Origin of the sequence: Streptomyces sp. NPDC057950 (genome assembly GCF_042887295.1) — a bacterium.
Lineage (GTDB): Bacteria > Actinomycetota > Actinomycetes > Streptomycetales > Streptomycetaceae > Streptomyces > Streptomyces kaempferi.
This window is the reverse complement of record NZ_JBHVPP010000014.1, coordinates 17,204-33,787: the sequence shown is the minus strand read 5'-3', so window position 1 is coordinate 33,787 and position 16,584 is coordinate 17,204. Positions and strand designations below refer to the sequence as shown.

Here is a 16,584-nt window from a genome sequence, read left to right as displayed (position 1 = left end):
GTCGCTCCGTCGGTCCGGCGCATCAGCCACACTTTCCTTCCATACCTCTGATACACCGCAGCCACGAGAAAGGTTCCGGGACCGGCCATGGCGCTCACGCTCTACGTCGACACCGCGCGCTGGCGGGCACACCACAAGCAGGTGTCCGAGCAGTTCCCGGGGCTCGTCCCCGTCTGCAAGGGCAACGGCTACGGCTTCGGCCACGAACGGCTCGCGGACGAGGCCACCCGCCTCGGCTCCGACATCCTCGCCGTCGGCACCACGTACGAGGCCGCCCGGATCAAGGACTGGTTCGGCGGCGATCTGCTGGTCCTGACGCCGTTCAGGCGGGGCGAGGAGCCCGTACCGCTGCCCGACCGTGTCATCCGCTCGGTGTCGTCCATCGACGGCGTGTACGGCCTCGTGGGCGCCCGTGTCGTCATCGAGGTGATGTCCTCGATGAAGCGGCACGGTGTCAGCGAGCAGGATCTGCCGCATCTGCACTCCGCCATCGAGAACGTGCGGCTGGAGGGCTTCGCCATCCACCTGCCGCTGGACCGTACCGACGGCTCGGACGCCGTCGAGGAGGTCATCGGCTGGATGGACCGCCTGCGTGCGGCCCGCCTGCCGCTGCACACGATGTTCGTCAGCCATCTGAAGGCCCAGGAACTCGCGCGGCTGCAGCAGCAGTTCCCGCAGACCCGGTTCCGCGCGCGTATCGGCACGCGGCTGTGGCTGGGCGACCACGAGGCGACCGAGTACCGCGGGGCCGTCCTGGACGTCACGCCCGTGGCCAAGGGCGACCGTTTCGGCTACCGGCAGCAGAAGGCGGCCTCGGACGGCTGGCTCGTCGTCGTGGCGGGCGGTACGTCGCACGGGGTGGGCCTGGAGGCTCCGAAGGCGCTGCACGGCGTCATGCCGCGCGCCAAGGGCGTCGCCAGGGCCGGCCTGGCGACGGTCAACCGGAACCTCTCCCCGTTCGTCTGGGCGGGCAAGCAGCGTTGGTTCGCCGAGCCCCCGCACATGCAGGTCTCGATCCTCTTCGTGCCCTCCGACGCCACGGAGCCGAGGGTGGGCGACGAGCTGGTGGCCCACCTGCGGCACACGACCACGCAGTTCGACCGCGTAGTCGAGCGCTGACGCCGGGCCGCCGCCCTCCCTCACCGGAGCGCGCGGGGCCAGGGGGCCGGGGTGCCGGGGGCCGTGAGCAACCGAAAGGCCGTACACGATCACCGTGTACGGCCTTTTCGCATGCCCCCGGGGCGTGCTGTTCGCTCAGGGCGAACGGTCCTCCACGGCCGCGCCTCCGTTGCCCCATTGCACGGGCGGCCCGTCGAAGTGCGCCGCGTGCCGGGGCGGATGGGCCGCGGTCCCGAGGACGAAGGCGTCCTCCGCCCCGTCGAGGACTCCGCCCGAGGGGTCGTCGTCGCCCGCCTTGCGGACCATGTCCCGCTCCGGCATGAAGATGTCGCGGACCACCACGGCGCACAGGTACAGCGTGCCCAGGAGGTGGACGGCGATGGCGACCTGGTAGCCCTGCGAGGAGAGGCCCTTGTGGGCCTCCCCGCTGGTCGTGTACGCGAGGTACATCCAGATCCCCAGGAAGTACGCGACCTCGCACGCCTGCCAGATCAGGAAGTCCCGCCAGCGCGGCCGGGCCAGCGCGGCGAGGGGGACCAGCCACAGTACGTACTGGGGCGAGTAGACCTTGTTGGTGAGGACGAACGCCGCGACGATCAGGAACGCGAGCTGGGCGAGGCGGGGGCGGCGCGGGGCGGTGAGGGCGAGCGCGGCCATGCCCACGCAGACGAGCACCATCAGGACCAGCGCCCAGGCGTTCGCCGTGTCGGCGGTGATCGTGATCTTGAACCAGGTCGAGAGGAACAGGAAGACCGAACCGAAGTCGACCCCCCGGTCGTGGCTGAAGCTGTAGAACTTCGCCCAGCCCTCCGGGGCGAGGTACATGACCGGAAGGTTCACGACCAGCCAGGCGCCCACCGCGCCCATCAGCGCGACCCCGAACTCGCGCCACTTGCCGGCCCGCCAGCACAGCACGAGCAGCGGACCCATCACCAGGAACGGGTAGAACTTGGCGGCGGTGGCGAGTCCGATCAGGATGCCGAAGGCGAGGGCACGGCCCCGTGACCACATGAGCATCGCGGCGGCCAGCAGGGCCACGGCGAGGAGATCCCAGTTGATGGTGGCCGTGAGCGCGAAGGCGGGCGCCAGGGCCACCAGGAGGCCGTCCCAGGGGCGCCTGCGGTGGGTGCGCGCGGTGCTCACGGCGATGACCGCCGCGCACACCATGAGCATCCCGGCGTTGACCATCCAGTAGATCTGCTCCTGGTCCTGGATGCTGCCGCCGCCCGGCGTGAGCCAGGCCGCGACCTCCATGAACACACCGGTGAGCACGGGGTACTCGAGGTAGTCCATGTCGCCGGGGAGCTTGTCGAAGTACGGCACCAGACCGTCGGCGAAACCGCGTCCCTGGTAGAGGTGCGGGATGTCCGAGTAGCACGCGTGCGTGTACTGGGTGCTGGCCCCGAAGAACCAGCCGCCGTCGTAGCAGGGCAGCTTCTGGACCATGCCGAGGGCGAACATGGCGATCGCGACGAGCGCGACGACCCGTACGGGCGTCCACCAGGACGTCCCCAGCAGGGCCCTTCGTCCGATGGGGCCGCCGATCAGCTCGCTGCCGGCCGCGGCGACCTCGTCCTCCTTGGTCGGCCGCACCGGCTCCGGCTCGCGCACGCTCGCTCGCGTCGTCTCTGCACTGGGCATGGCGCACATCCTGCCGTACGGACCTGAGAGCGCGGTGGCCGACGACGGATGCCGCTTCCCCTCCCGCCCGCTTGTGATCAACGACACATAGGGTGCCGCCACACGAAAGAGGGCCGACGGCATGTGCCGTCGGCCCTCTTTCGTCAGGCTCGCGTCTGTCGCTCGGCCCGGTTGTCCCTCACTCAGCCGGTCTGGCCTCGGATGAAGCCACCGCCGTTGCCATTGCCGTTGCCTCCGCCGTTGCCGGCGGTATTGGTGGCCGTGGGACTGTTGGTGACGCCTCCGTCCGTCCCGCCGTTGCCGGTGCCACCCGCGTCCGTCCCGCCGTTGTTACCGCAGGTCCAGTCGAACTTGCCGCAGGTCTCGCTCGTCGTGGGGGAGGGAGAGTTGCTGATCGTCGGGCTGGGGGTGTCGCTCGGCGTCGGGGTCGACGACGGCGTCGAGGTGGCCGACGGGGTGGCACTCGGGGTCGGGCTCGCGTTGAGGATCTCACCGAGCTTCTCGGCCGGCGGGAAGTCCTCGTGCTTGGAGTTCTTCAGTGCCTCGGCCATGTAGTCCCGCCAGACCTGGGCCGGGATGTCACCACCGTGGACGGAGGGCACACCGCCGGTGCCGTTCATCGAGAGCAGCTTGCCCTTGTCCGGCTCGGTCCTGAACAGGGTGACGGACGTGGTCAGCTCCCGGGTGTAGCCCACGAACCACGCCGACTTGTTCTCGTCGGTCGTACCCGTCTTACCGGCCACGGGGAATCCCATGTCCTTGACCTTCTGGCCGGTTCCGTTCTGGACGACGTTCCTCAGGACGTCCGTCACGTTGTTGGCGACGTTCGCGTCCAGCGCCTCCAGCTTCGCCGGTGGCTTGAACTGCGGGAACGTCTTGCTGTCCCTGACCACCTTGGTGACCGAGTACGGGTCGTAGTGCGTCCCCGAAGCGGCGAAGGTGCTGTACGCGTCGGCCATGCGGATGGCGCTGGGGGTGGAGGTACCGAGCGAGAAGGAGACGTTGTTCAGATTCCCCTTGTCGAACGAGTCCGGCAGGATGCCGATGGACTCCGCGACCTTCCGGGTCTTGGAGAGGCCCACGTCGACGCCCAGCTGGGCGAACGGCGAGTTGATGGACTGCTCCATGGCCTTCTTGAGCGACACCATGCCCCAGGCCTTGGTGCCCTCGTTCTTCTGGCGGAACGGCTTCCCGTTGTTACCCATGATCGGGTCGCCGTTCTGGTCCTTGATCACCAGAAGGTCGTCGCCGTTGTACCGGCTCATCGGCGAGAGCGGCTGCCCCTCGGTCTTGTACGTTCCGTACTTCATCGCGGAGGCCAGCACGATGGGCTTCCAGGTCGAGCCGACCGGCACACCCGTCGTGTTGGCGTTGTTGGAGTAGTGGCCCTTGTCGTAGCCGTCGCCGCCGTAGATCGCCACGATCGCGCCGCTGTTCGGGTCGACCGACGCCGCGCCGAACTGCACGTTCTTGTCGGTCTTGGGGCGCTTCTTGGCGTTGAGGAAGCTCTTCTTCGTCGCCTCGACGGCCTTCTCCAGCTGGGTGACCTTCGTCTTGTCGAAGGTCGTGTAGATCCGGTAGCCGCCCTGCTCCAGTTGCTCCGGAGTGGTGCCGATCTTCTTCGCGACGAATTCCTTCGCGATGTCGACGAGGTAACCGGTCTGTCCGGACAGGGACGAGGTCTGCTTCTTGATGTCGGGGAACTTGGTGACCTTGTCCCGATCGGTCTGGGTCATCTTCCCGACCTTGACCTCACGGTCCAGGATCCACGTCCACCGTTCCTTGACCCGCTTGGTGTTGGCGTCCTGCGTGGCCAGCGCGCCGACACCGCCGTCGGGGTTGTACAGGTTCGGTCCCTTGAGGACGGACGCGAGGAAGACGCACTGTCCGGCGGTGAGCTTGCGGGCGTCCCGGCCGAAGTAGGCCTGGGCCGCGGCCTGGATGCCGTAGGCGTTGCGCCCGTAGTAGGCGGTGTTGAGGTAGCCGGCGAGGATCTGGTCCTTGCTCAGCTTCGAGTTCACCTTGATGGAGATGAACAGCTCTTTGAACTTGCGGGAGACGGTCTGGTCCTGGCTCAGGTAGGTGTTCTTCACGTACTGCTGGGTGATGGTCGAACCACCCTGTGTCTCACCGCCCCGCGCCATGTTGACGAAGGCTCGGGCGATACCCGTCGGGTCGACACCCTTGTCCTGGTAGAAGGACGCGTTCTCGGCCGAGACCACCGCGTTCTTCATGGCGCTCGGGATCTCCTCCGGCCCCACGATCTGGCGGTTCGTCTGGCCGCCGGTGGCTGCCATCTGTGTGCCGTCGGCCCAGTAGAAGACGTTGTTCTGGGCCAGGGCCGTGTCATTCACGCTCGGGATGCCGACCATGGCGTACCCGATCCCCGCGGCCACCATCAGTCCGCCGAGGAAGCCGAGGAACGTGCCCGTCACCAGCTTCCAGGACGGCACCCACCGGGCACCCCCCGACCGGCCCGCGCGCGGGTAGTCGATGAAGCGTTTCTTGACGGGTCCCGAGGGACGGCCACGGCCTGGCCCGTTCGGGCCGCCGGGACCACCGCGGCGGCCGCCGGATCCGGCTGCTTCCGTGCCTCTGCGGCGTCCGCCGCCACTGCTTCTCTGTGCCGCGCGCCGGGCCTCGGCGCGGCCACTGTACGGGCGCTCCTCCTCACCCCCTGACCCACCGGAGCCGGAGGGTGACTCATAGGAGTCGGAAGGTGACCCGGTGGCGCCTCGCGGTGTCGCGCGGCGGTCGGCGGACGGGCCGGGCTGGCCGCGCCGGGCCGCGGCACGTCCGCCGCCCTGCTGCTGCGGCGGTTTGCGACGGTGCTCGCTCATCGAACGACTACTCCTAGGGCAGGCGCACCCTTGCGCGCCTGGAAACGGCGGCTGGTTTCCGGTCCCCCCGAAGTACGGATGCGGTCGATCACACATTCACCCGTACTGCACCGAGGACGAAGACGTCCTCAGGCGTCACTCGGTTCCCGGTGGTTTTGCATGGCGCACAGACTACGCACCGTCAAAACCCACCTAGCTCCGAAGTTCACCTCAAATCAGGCAACTTGCTTCGTATGAATCGGTGATGTGACGCCGTTCACCGTGGCCCCTCTTGTCGCAGACGGATGGCCGTTCTATCGTGCTGATGTATCGAGTCGATACATCAGCTCGGCATAAAGAACGTGCCGAGGAGGCCGCGACAGACAGGAGGCGACATGAGCCGGCGCTCCGGGATCCTCGAGTTCGCCGTTCTCGGTCTGCTCCGCGAGTCCCCGATGCACGGCTATGAGCTGCGCAAACGACTCAATACGTCACTCGGTGTGTTCCGGGCGTTCAGCTACGGGACGCTCTACCCCTGCCTCAAGACGCTGGTCGCCAACGGCTGGTTGATCGAGGAATCGGGGAACACCCCGGAGGACGCCCTGGCCGTCCCTCTCGCAGGGCGTCGCGCCAAGATCGTCTACCGGTTGACGGCCGAAGGTAAGGAACACTTCGAGGAGCTGCTCTCGCAGACGGGTCCCGACGCGTACGAGGACGAACACTTCGCCGCTCGTTTCGCCTTCTTCGGGCAGACGTCACGCGACGTACGCATGCGCGTACTGGAGGGCCGCCGCAGCCGGCTCGAGGAGCGCCTGGAGAAGATGCGCGCCTCTCTGGCACGCACCCGGGAGCGCCTCGACGACTACACCCTTGAGCTCCAGCGCCACGGAATGGAGTCCGTGGAGCGCGAAGTGCGCTGGCTGAACGAGCTCATCGAAAGCGAGCGGGCGGGCCGGGACGTCAAGGGTCCCGCCACCGAAGACACCTCCCGAGGTGCCTCCGACGGTCCCGCTCCGCAGCACAGCACATCTGGAGAGACGGGCGGCCTGCCCCGGCACCGGGATGACTCCCGACCGGATCCGTCCGACGACACCACCACGTGAGGTCCAGTCGGGGCTTCACCTCGTACACACAGGGAGCAACCGGAATGGGTTCGGTTCGCGTAGCCATCGTCGGCGTGGGCAACTGCGCCGCCTCGCTGGTTCAGGGCGTCGAGTACTACAAGGACGCCGACCCGGCGACCAAGGTCCCCGGCCTGATGCACGTCAAGTTCGGCGACTACCACGTCGGTGACGTCGAGTTCGTCGCCGCGTTCGACGTCGACGCGAAGAAGGTCGGCCTCGACCTCTCCGACGCCATCGGTGCCAGCGAGAACAACACCATCAAGATCTGCGACGTCCCGAACAAGGGCGTCACGGTCCAGCGCGGTCACACCCTGGACGGTCTCGGTAAGTACTACCGCATGACCATCGAGGAGTCCGCCGAGGCGCCGGTCGACATCGTCCAGGTCCTCAAGGACAAGCAGGTCGACGTCCTCATCTGCTACCTGCCCGTCGGTTCCGAGGCCGCGGCGAAGTTCTACGCCCAGTGCGCCATCGACGCCAAGGTCGCCTTCGTCAACGCCCTCCCGGTCTTCATCGCCGGCACCAAGGAGTGGGCGGACAAGTTCACCGAGGCCGGTGTCCCGATCGTCGGCGACGACATCAAGTCGCAGGTCGGCGCGACCATCACGCACCGTGTGATGGCGAAGCTGTTCGAGGACCGCGGTGTCCGTCTTGAGCGCACCATGCAGCTCAACGTCGGCGGCAACATGGACTTCAAGAACATGCTGGAGCGCGACCGCCTCGAGTCCAAGAAGATCTCGAAGACGCAGGCCGTCACCTCGCAGATCCCCGACCGCGACCTGGGCGAGAAGAACGTCCACATCGGTCCCTCGGACTACGTGGCCTGGCTCGACGACCGCAAGTGGGCGTACGTCCGTCTCGAGGGCCGTGCCTTCGGTGACGTTCCGCTGAACCTGGAGTACAAGCTCGAGGTCTGGGACTCCCCGAACTCGGCGGGTGTCATCATCGACGCCCTGCGCGCCGCGAAGATCGCCAAGGACCGCGGCATCGGCGGCCCGATCCTGTCGGCGTCGTCCTACTTCATGAAGTCCCCGCCGGTCCAGTACTTCGACGACGAGGCCTTCGCCAACGTCGAGAAGTTCATCCAGGGCGAGGTCGAGCGCTAGAAAGACAGGCGCCGAACGCCGGCCGACACGGTCCGCAGTGCCCGTACGACAAGGCACCGCGGGCCGACGGGACGCCGCGCGCGCAGCGTCGAGGGGCTCTTCGCTCCTGCCCGTCGAGGGTCCCCGGGTCACTCACCCGGGGACCTTCCTCGTATGTGAGGCTGTGCCCCATGGCCGTCGTGCGTGACCTGCGCGTCCTCCTGCGCCTCGAGAACTTCAGACGTCTGCTCGGAATCCGCCTGCTGTCCCAGGGCGCCGACGGGGTCTTCCAGATCGCGCTCGCCACCTACGTCGTCTTCTCCCCGGAGAAACAGACCTCGGCTGCCTCGATCGCCTCGGCCATGGCCGTCCTGCTCCTCCCGTACTCCCTCATCGGCCCCTTCGCGGGCGTCCTGTTGGACCGCTGGCGCCGCCGCCAGGTCTTCCTGTACGGCAATCTGCTGCGAGCCGCGCTGGCGTGTGTGACGGCCGTTCTGATGCTGAGCCACGTCCCCTCCTGGCTCTTCTACGCCTCCGCGCTGTGCGTCACCGCGGTCAACCGCTTCGTCCTCGCGGGGCTCTCGGCCGCCCTGCCCCGCGTCGTCGACTCCGACCGGCTGGTGATCGCCAACTCCCTCTCGCCCACCGCCGGGACACTCGCCGCGACCGCGGGCGGTGGCCTCGCCTTCGTCGTGCGGCTGGTCGCCTCGGACTCGGACGCGGCGGTCGTGCTCGTCGGGGCGGCCCTCTACCTGGCCGCGGCGCTCGCCTCCCTGCGCATCTCCCCGGAACTGCTCGGCCCGGAGCAGCGGTGGGTGCGGCCGAGCCTGCGCACGGCGCTCGCCGGTACCGCGCGCGGACTGGTGGCGGGCGTGCGCCATCTCGCCGGGCCCGCGCGACGAGAAGCCGCCTGTGCGCTCCTGGCCATGACGTTGATGCGCTTCTGCTACGGCGCCCTGACGGTCATGATGTTGATGCTCTGCCGGTATGCCTGGTCGTCCGGCTCGGACGACGGGCTCGCCCTGCTGGGGCTGGCCGTGGGCATATCGGGGGCCGGCTTCTTCGCCGCGGCCGTGGTGACGCCCTGGGCGGTGGGGCGACTGGGCCCCGGGGGCTGGATCGTCATGTGCGCCGGCACGGCCGCGGTCCTGGAGCCCGCTCTCGGTCTGTCCTTCACCCCGCCCCCCGTGCTGGCCGCCGCCTTCGTCCTGGGCCTGACCACACAAGGCGCGAAGATCGCCACCGACACCGTGGTGCAGTCCTCGGTCGACGACGGCTACCGCGGCCGGATCTTCTCCGTCTACGACGTCCTGTTCAACGTCGCCTTCGTCGGCGCGGCCGCGGTGGCCGCCCTGATACTGCCTCCTGACGGACGCTCGGTTCCGCTCGTGGCCACCGTTGCCCTGGTCTACGCGGCGATTGCTGTTTCTCTGGCCCGTTTTGAGCGCCGGCCAGTGTCACATCAATGACACAGAGCCCCTCCCGACTACTGCGTTGTCACAGGCTCCGGATAACTTACGTGCGTCTTATCTCGCGCCACGCGCCTACGTCCCAGGGGGGACCCCAATGGCTACTCCGCCGCCCCACGGCCAGAACCCGTACGCCCAGCAGCCCACCGCTCCGATGGGGCAGCAGCCCGCACAGCCGGGGGTTCCGCCGCAGCAGCCCTACGCGCCGTTCCCCAACCAGGGCGCCCCGGTGCCTCCGCCGGCCCCGGCCCCGGCCCCGGCCAAGCGTGTCGGCAAGAAGGCCCTGCGGATCGTCGTCCTGATAGTCGTCGCCCTGGGCCTGTACGGGGTGAAGTGGTACCTCGGCCAGAGCGACGCGGAAACCGCGTCCGTCGGCAACTGCATGCACAACGACGGCACGGACTCCAAGGCCGACCTCAAGAAGGTCGACTGTTCCTCGGGTGACGCGCAGTTCAAGGTCGTCGCGAAGTTCGACAACACCAGCGACGACACCAAGTGCAAGGACGTCGCCGACGCGACGATCTCCTACATTCAGTCGGGTGGCGGCCACGACGTGGTGCTGTGCCTGAAGGAGAACAAGTAACGGCACCGTTTACACGCGGCGAGGGGTGGTGTTTCACGTGAAACACCACCCCTCGCCGCTCTCCGTCGCATGCGTGTAGGTCATGTTTCACGTGAAACATGACCTACACGCATGACCCTCAGCCTTGCTCGGCCCACCACTCCTTGAGCGCGGTCACTGCGGCATCGTGTTCCGTCGGGCCGTTCTCCAGCCGCAGCTCCAGCAGGAACTTGTACGCCTGGCCGATCGCCGGACCCGGTCCGATGCCCAGGATCTCCATGATCTGGTTGCCGTCGAGGTCGGGCCGGATCGCGTCGAGCTCCTCCTGCTCCTGGAGCTGGGCGATGCGCTCCTCCAGGCCGTCGTACGCGTGCGAGAGCGCGGTCGCCTTGCGCTTGTTACGGGTGGTGCAGTCGGAGCGGGTCAGCTTGTGCAGGCGGTCGAGGAGCGGTCCCGCGTCCCGTACATAGCGCCGTACCGCGGAATCGGTCCACTCGCCGGTGCCGTACCCGTGGAACCGAAGATGAAGTTCGACCAGCCGGGACACGTCCTTCACGAGCTCGTTCGAGTACTTGAGCTCCGACATCCGCTTCTTGGTCATCTTCGCGCCGACCATCTCGTGGTGGTGGAAGGAGACCCGTCCGTCGTTCTCGAAACGCCGCGTCCTCGGCTTGCCGATGTCATGCAGCAGTGCGGCCAGCCTCAGGGTCAGGTCGGGGCCGTTCTCCTCCAGCGCCATGGCCTGTTCCAGGACGATCAGGGTGTGATCGTAGACATCCTTGTGCCGGTGGTGTTCATCACGCTCCAGCCGCAGGGCCGGCAGCTCGGGCAGCACATGGGCCGAGAGACCGGTGTCGACGAGCAGCGTCAGGCCCTTGCGCGGGTGCGCGGAGAGAACGAGCTTGTTGAGCTCGTCCCGTACCCGTTCCGCCGAGACGATCTCGATACGTCCTGCCATGTCCGTCATCGCCGCGACGACGTCCGGGGCCACCTCGAAGTCGAGCTGAGCCGCGAACCGGGCGGCCCGCATCATCCGCAGCGGATCGTCGGAGAAGGACTGCTCGGGCGTTCCCGGGGTGCGCAGCACCCGGGCGGCCAGATCCTCCCGGCCGCCGTGCGGGTCGATGAACTTCTTCTCCGGCAGCGCGACAGCCATCGCGTTCACGGTGAAGTCGCGGCGCACGAGGTCTTCCTCGATCGAGTCGCCGTAGGACACCTCGGGTTTGCGGGACGTCCGGTCGTACGCCTCGGACCGGTATGTCGTGATCTCGATCTGGAAGGACTGCTGTACGCCGTCCACGAGGGCGTCCTTCTGCGCGCCGACGGTGCCGAAGGCGATCCCGACCTCCCAGACGGCGTCCGCCCAGGGACGCACGATCTTCAGTACGTCCTCGGGCCGGGCATCCGTGGTGAAGTCCAGGTCGTTGCCGAGCCGGCCGAGGAGCGCGTCCCGGACCGAGCCGCCGACGAGGGCGAGGGAGAACCCCGCCTCCTGGAATCGGAGAGCGAGGTCGTCGGCGACAGGGGACACCCGCAGCAGTTCACTCACCGCGCGGTGCTGCACCTGGCTCAGGGCACTGGGGTTGTCTTCGTTGGCGTTCGGCACAACAGAAAAGGGTACGTGGCCGGGGCACCCCGGGGCGCCTCCATAAAACGTGCACAGGCCTTCTCCCCTTTTACACGGCCCTCAATACACGCACATACGGGACAGTCGACCCAGTCTGCCGATCTTGTGGAGCACTCCGCGGCACTTCCCCTCAGCGCGCATCGTTACCATGCGTGGACGCACATTCCGACGACCACTGACGACGACGAGGGACGGGCGAGCGCGTGGCCGAGGCGGCAGACTTCCAAGGGACGAGTCCCTCACCTGCCCACCGGTGGTTGCGGCGCACCGGCGCACTGCTGGCCGGGGCGCCCCTCCTGGCCGGACTGCTCCAGCTGTCCGCCTCTCCGGCCGCGCACGCCGCGGAAACGGCCTCTGCGGCCGCCGCGAGCGGGTCCCGGACGGTCGACGTCTCCCTGGACTCCCTGAGCCCCAGCGCCCCCACGGACGGCGACACGGTCACCGTCTCCGGCTCGATCACCAACAAGGGCAAGCAGACGGTCACCGACGCCCACGTGGGGCTGCGGGTGGGCCCCTCCCTCGATGGTCGGGTGGCCATCGACGACGCCGCCGAGCGCACCGGGTTCCAGCCGGGGCTCGACCCCCTGGAGGTCGGTGGCAAGTACGTCCAGAAGTTCTCCTCGCTCCCCGCCGGCGTCTCGCAGCGATTCAGTGTCTCGGTGCCTGTCAAGGAGCTCGACCTCGGATCCGACGGGGTGTACCAGCTGGGCGTCTCCCTCTCGGGTCAGACCTCCGCGGAACCGTGGGAGCACGTGCTGGGGATCGAGCGGACGTTCCTGCCCTGGCAGCCCGAGGCCGCGGGCACCCGGACGAAGACGGCGTATCTCTGGCCGCTGATCTCGACGGTCCACCTCAGCGCGGAGACCGGCTCGGACGCCCAGCAGACCCCCGTCTTCCAGAACGACGAGCTGGCCGAGGAGATCGCCCCCGGTGGCCGCCTCGACCAGCTGCTGACGCTGGGCGGCGATCTCGACGTCACCTGGGTCCTCGACCCGGACCTGCTGGCCTCGGTCGACGCCATGACGGGCAACTACCGGATCCAGGACGGCGACACCACGACGGCCGGCAAGAATCAGGCCGTCGCCAAGGAGTGGCTCGACAAGCTCGAGAAGACGGTCTCCGACAAGGAAGTCGTGGCACTCCCCTTCGCCGACCCCGACCTCGCGTCGCTGGCGCACCGGGGCAAGGACGTCGCCGACTCCCTGAACCACCTCAAGGACGCCACCGACGTGGCCTCCGACACCGTGGACACGATCATCCACGTGAAGCCGGAGACGGACTTCGCGTGGCCCGTGAACGGCGCCGTCGACCCGTCGATCGTCAAGGTCGCGACCTCCGCGGGCGCACACAAGGTGATCGCCCGTAGCGACAGCCTCCGTGAGACCGGCGATCTGACGTACACCCCCAGTGCCGCCCGCCCCATCGGTGGCGGCACGACGGCGGTGGTCTCGGACTACCGGCTGTCGACGGAGTTCCAGGGCGACATGACGAAGGCCGACAGCTCCACGCTGGCCGTGCAGGAATTCCTGGCACAGGCCCTCGCGCTCAACCTCCAGGAGCCGAATCACCAGCGCAACATCGTCGTCGCCCCGCAGCGCATGCCGTCGGTGAGCCAGGCGCAGGCGATGGCGACGGCCGTGAAGGCGCTCCAGAACGGAAACTGGTCCGACGCCGAGGGCCTGTCCGCGGCCGCCAAGGCCAAACCGGATCCGGACGCCACGACAACCATCCGCCCCGTGTCCTCGTACCCGCTCTCCCTGAAGAATCAGGAGCTGACGCGGTCGGACTTCGAGACGATCCAGGCCACGCAGCACACCCTCGACAGGTTCAAGGTCATCCTCACCGACAAGTCCCGCGTGGTGACTCCCTTCGGGCGGGCCATAGACCGGGGGATGTCGACGTCCTGGCGCGGCCGCGCCGCTCAGGGGGAGACCTTCCGCGACGGGGTGGACACGTACCTCAACAACCTCACCGGTCTCGTCAAGCTGATCGACAAGTCCGACGCGAAGCTGTCGGGCCGCAGTGCCACGATCCCGGTGACGGTGCAGAACAACCTCGTGCAGGGCGTCCACCACCTGGTACTGCGCCTCACGTCGAAGCAGCCCACCCGCCTCAAGATCGGTAACGCCGCGTACCACGAGCAGCCGATCCAGGTCGCGGGCGAGCACAGCCAGTCGGTGAAGTTCACGACCTCCTCGAAGGCCAACGGCCCGGTGACAGTGACCGCCCAGCTGTTCACCGAGGACGGCCAGGCGTACGGTCCCGCCGTGCCGTTCGAGGTGAAGGTCACCGAGATCACCCCCACCGTCATGCTGGTCATCGGTGGTGGCGTGCTGCTCCTCGTGCTCGCCGGATTCCGGATGTACACGCAGCGCAAGCGCGCGGCGGCCCGGCAGGCCGAGGAGGCACGGGAGAACGCCCCGGACGCCGAGGACGGAACCGACGGCGAGGCTACGGGCGTGCACGGGGTGAACGGCGTGAACGGCGTGAACAAGGACGCCGCAGGCGCCGTAGACACTGTTGAGGACACCGAGCGCTCCAAGGACGGTCCCGACGGGGATTCCACGACGGAGCCCGGGGCGGACGCCCCCGAGCAGCCGAGTGACCCCGCACCGGACACCGCACCGGAAAGCACCGACCCGTCCGGCACGGGTGAGAGAGTGGACCGTTGAGCGATGTCGTGGCCGGTGGGCCCGGGGACGATGAGGTGGGGTAACCATGAACGCGCCGTACGACGGTGACCGCGGTCAGGGCGCGGGCAGCTCGGGCTACCCCGAGGGCCGCCCCGAGCAGGGCGCGGGGAACTCCGGCTACCCCGAGGGCTACCCGGAGGGGCCTCCGGCCGAGCCCGGCCAGGTGCCTCCGGGGCACTACCCGGACATGTACTTCCAGGACGCCTACGACCAGGACCCCTACCGGGCGCAGGATCTCGCCGCCCAGGATCCGGTGACCGAGGCGCTCTACGACCGTGCGGCGCACCCCCCGCCGCCCGGGGGACCGCAGTACCCGCAGCAGCCGCTCTACGCCCAGCCGCCCACCGCGCAGCACGCCCCCGACCCTCGTGTGTGGGCCCAGACGCCTCCGCCGGAGCCGGCGGGTCCCAGCCGCCACCTGCCGTACGGCGAGGACGCGCGCACGACCCAGTTCGTCGGCGTCGACGATCTCGTCACGCAGGCCGCCGAGCAGCAGCCCGAGACCGATGCGTTCGCCCACCTCTTCCGTGACCAGCGGCAGGGCGGCGTCCGGCCGTCCATGGAGGCCACGGCCGCCCCGGCACAGGCACAGGCACCGTCCGTGCGCCGGGGCCCGGCGGCTCAGCCTCCCGGCCCGCTGTCCGAGCAGACGATGCAGCTCACCCCCACGGCGCCGCCCACCGCCGCGGCCGCCCCGAAGAAGGGCGGTCGTGCGTCGGGTCTGCTGAAGTCGAGCGCCGTCATGGCGGCCGGCACCCTGGTGTCCCGGCTCACCGGCTTCATCCGCTCCGCGCTGATCGTCTCCGCGCTGGGGCTCGGTTTCCTGGGCGACTCCTTCCAGGTCGCGTACCAGCTCCCCACGATGATCTACATCCTGACCGTGGGCGGTGGTCTCAACTCCGTCTTCGTGCCGCAGCTCGTGCGGGCGATGAAGGACGACGACGACGGTGGCGAGGCCTTCGCCAACCGCCTGCTGACCCTGGTCATGGTGGCGCTCGGCCTGCTGACCGCGCTCGCGATGCTGGCCGCTCCCCTTCTGGTCCGCATGCTGTCGAACCCCGTGGCCACCAACCCCGCCGCCAACGAGGTGGCCGTCACCTTCACCCGCTACTTCCTGCCCTCGATCTTCTTCATGGGCATCCACGTGGTGATGGGGCAGGTTCTCAACGCCCGGGGCAAGTTCGGCGCGATGATGTGGACCCCGGTCCTGAACAACATCGTCATCATCGTGACGCTCGGCATGTTCATCTGGGTGTACGGCACCGCCGCGCACTCGGACATGTCCGTCGAGAACATCCCGCCGGAGGGCCAGCGGCTCCTCGGCGTCGGCGTGCTCCTCGGTCTCGTCGTCCAGTCCCTGGCGATGATCCCGTATCTGCGGGAGACCGGCTTCAGACTGCGGCTGCGTTTCGACTGGAAGGGTCACGGCCTCGGCAAGGCCGCGATGCTCGCCAAGTGGACCGTGCTCTTCGTCCTCGCCAACCAGGCGGGTGCGATGGTCGTCACCCAGCTGTCCACCGCCGCGGGCCAGCACTCCGTCAAGGGAACCGGCTTCGCCGCCTACGCCAACGCCCAGCTGATCTGGGGTCTGCCGCAGGCGATCATCACGGTCTCCCTGATGGCCGCCCTGCTGCCGCGTATCTCCCGGTCGGCTCACGAGGGGGACAGCGGCGCGGTGCGCGACGACATCTCCCAGGGGCTGCGGACGACGGCCGTCGCGATCGTGCCGATCGCCTTCGGCTTCCTCTCCCTCGGCATTCCGATGTGCACCCTGATCTTCGGGTCCTCGGGCATCGCGCCGGCCACCAACATGGGCTACATGCTGATGGCCTTCGGCCTCGGTCTCATCCCGTTCTCCGTGCAGTACGTCGTGCTCCGCGCCTTCTACGCGTACGAGGACACCCGGACCCCCTTCTACAACACGGTCATCGTGGCGGTCTTCAACGCCGTGGCCTCGGCCGTGTGCTACTTCGTACTCCCCGCCCGCTGGGCCGTCGTCGGCATGGCCGCCTCCTACGGCCTCGCCTACGCGATCGGCGTCGGGGTCGCCTGGAACAGGCTGCGCAAGAGGCTCGGCGGCGACCTTGACGGGGCCCGAGTCCTGCGCACCTACGCCAGGCTCGGTATCGCCGCCGTTCCGGCGGCGCTGCTGAGCGGCGCCGCCTGCTACGGGATCGCACAGACGCTGGGACAGGGGGTCGGCGGCTCGTTCGCCGCCCTGCTCGGCGGCAGCATCGTGCTGTTCGGCGTCTTCTACGTCGCCGCGCGGAAGATGCGCATCGAAGAACTCAACTCAATGGTCGGAATGGTCCGCGGGCGCCTGGGGCGCTGAGGCGGGGGTACGAGCACAACCATCGTCCGTCGCCGTGTGTCGTGCATAGCGCCGGACTGTGGGCACAATTGGTTTCTGCGTCGGACAGCGCGCAATGGATGGGGAGGCGGGTA

Annotated in this window: 10 protein-coding genes; 7 read left to right on the top strand and 3 right to left on the bottom strand. The window is 68.5% G+C overall.

What is annotated here, in order from left to right; translation table 11 throughout:
* Positions 1-87: 87 nt before the first annotated feature.
* Positions 88-1,119 carry an alanine racemase gene (locus ACFVTC_RS23055; RefSeq protein ID WP_168529032.1) on the top strand — a complete coding sequence of 344 codons (1,032 nt, stop codon included), beginning with the start codon at positions 88-90 and terminating at the stop codon, positions 1,117-1,119.
* A gap of 135 nt (positions 1,120-1,254) precedes the next feature.
* On the opposite strand, the gene ACFVTC_RS23050 is transcribed toward ACFVTC_RS23055, so the two are convergent.
* Positions 1,255-2,760, bottom strand: a complete 1,506-nt coding sequence (locus ACFVTC_RS23050; RefSeq protein WP_390129855.1) for a glycosyltransferase family 87 protein — start codon at positions 2,758-2,760, stop codon at positions 1,255-1,257.
* Between the two features lie 182 nt (positions 2,761-2,942).
* On the bottom strand, positions 2,943-5,600 hold the full coding sequence (locus tag ACFVTC_RS23045) for a transglycosylase domain-containing protein (RefSeq protein ID WP_390129852.1): 2,658 nt from the start codon (positions 5,598-5,600) through the stop codon (positions 2,943-2,945).
* 374 nt (positions 5,601-5,974) lie between these two features.
* On the opposite strand from ACFVTC_RS23045, the gene ACFVTC_RS23040 reads away from it, so the two are divergent.
* The 4 genes from ACFVTC_RS23040 (at position 5,975) to ACFVTC_RS23025 (ending at position 9,840) form a co-directional block, all read left to right on the top strand.
* The gene (locus ACFVTC_RS23040) at positions 5,975-6,682 is read left to right on the top strand and encodes a helix-turn-helix transcriptional regulator (protein ID WP_390129849.1); all 708 of its coding nucleotides are present in this window, start codon (positions 5,975-5,977) and stop codon (positions 6,680-6,682) included.
* A gap of 44 nt (positions 6,683-6,726) precedes the next feature.
* The gene (locus tag ACFVTC_RS23035) at positions 6,727-7,809 is read left to right on the top strand and encodes an inositol-3-phosphate synthase (protein ID WP_390129847.1); all 1,083 of its coding nucleotides are present in this window, start codon (positions 6,727-6,729) and stop codon (positions 7,807-7,809) included.
* A 170-nt stretch (positions 7,810-7,979) separates the two neighbouring features.
* Entirely contained in the window at positions 7,980-9,257 is a 1,278-nt protein-coding gene (locus ACFVTC_RS23030) for an MFS transporter (RefSeq protein ID WP_390129845.1), read from the top strand.
* A gap of 97 nt (positions 9,258-9,354) precedes the next feature.
* Positions 9,355-9,840: a hypothetical protein gene (locus ACFVTC_RS23025; protein ID WP_390129843.1), complete on the top strand. Its 486-nt coding sequence runs from the start codon at positions 9,355-9,357 to the stop codon at positions 9,838-9,840.
* Between the two features lie 118 nt (positions 9,841-9,958).
* On the opposite strand, the gene ACFVTC_RS23020 is transcribed toward ACFVTC_RS23025, so the two are convergent.
* Entirely contained in the window at positions 9,959-11,425 is a 1,467-nt protein-coding gene (locus tag ACFVTC_RS23020) for a CCA tRNA nucleotidyltransferase (protein ID WP_390129841.1), read from the bottom strand.
* Positions 11,426-11,649: 224 nt separating this feature from the next.
* On the opposite strand from ACFVTC_RS23020, the gene ACFVTC_RS23015 reads away from it, so the two are divergent.
* Positions 11,650-14,118: a DUF6049 family protein gene (locus tag ACFVTC_RS23015; RefSeq protein ID WP_390129839.1), complete on the top strand. Its 2,469-nt coding sequence runs from the start codon at positions 11,650-11,652 to the stop codon at positions 14,116-14,118.
* A gap of 46 nt (positions 14,119-14,164) precedes the next feature.
* Positions 14,165-16,471, top strand: a complete 2,307-nt coding sequence (gene murJ / locus ACFVTC_RS23010) for a murein biosynthesis integral membrane protein MurJ (RefSeq protein ID WP_390129837.1) — start codon at positions 14,165-14,167, stop codon at positions 16,469-16,471.
* Positions 16,472-16,584 lie beyond the last annotated feature (113 nt).

Coding starts and splice junctions, on each gene's coding strand:
- ACFVTC_RS23055 (WP_168529032.1), top strand. CDS start 88: ATGGCGCTCACGCTCTACGTCGACACCGCGCGCTGGCGGGCACACCAC.
- ACFVTC_RS23050 (WP_390129855.1), bottom strand. CDS start 2,760: ATGCCCAGTGCAGAGACGACGCGAGCGAGCGTGCGCGAGCCGGAGCCG.
- ACFVTC_RS23045 (WP_390129852.1), bottom strand. CDS start 5,600: ATGAGCGAGCACCGTCGCAAACCGCCGCAGCAGCAGGGCGGCGGACGT.
- ACFVTC_RS23040 (WP_390129849.1), top strand. CDS start 5,975: ATGAGCCGGCGCTCCGGGATCCTCGAGTTCGCCGTTCTCGGTCTGCTC.
- ACFVTC_RS23035 (WP_390129847.1), top strand. CDS start 6,727: ATGGGTTCGGTTCGCGTAGCCATCGTCGGCGTGGGCAACTGCGCCGCC.
- ACFVTC_RS23030 (WP_390129845.1), top strand. CDS start 7,980: ATGGCCGTCGTGCGTGACCTGCGCGTCCTCCTGCGCCTCGAGAACTTC.
- ACFVTC_RS23025 (WP_390129843.1), top strand. CDS start 9,355: ATGGCTACTCCGCCGCCCCACGGCCAGAACCCGTACGCCCAGCAGCCC.
- murJ (WP_390129837.1), top strand. CDS start 14,165: ATGAACGCGCCGTACGACGGTGACCGCGGTCAGGGCGCGGGCAGCTCG.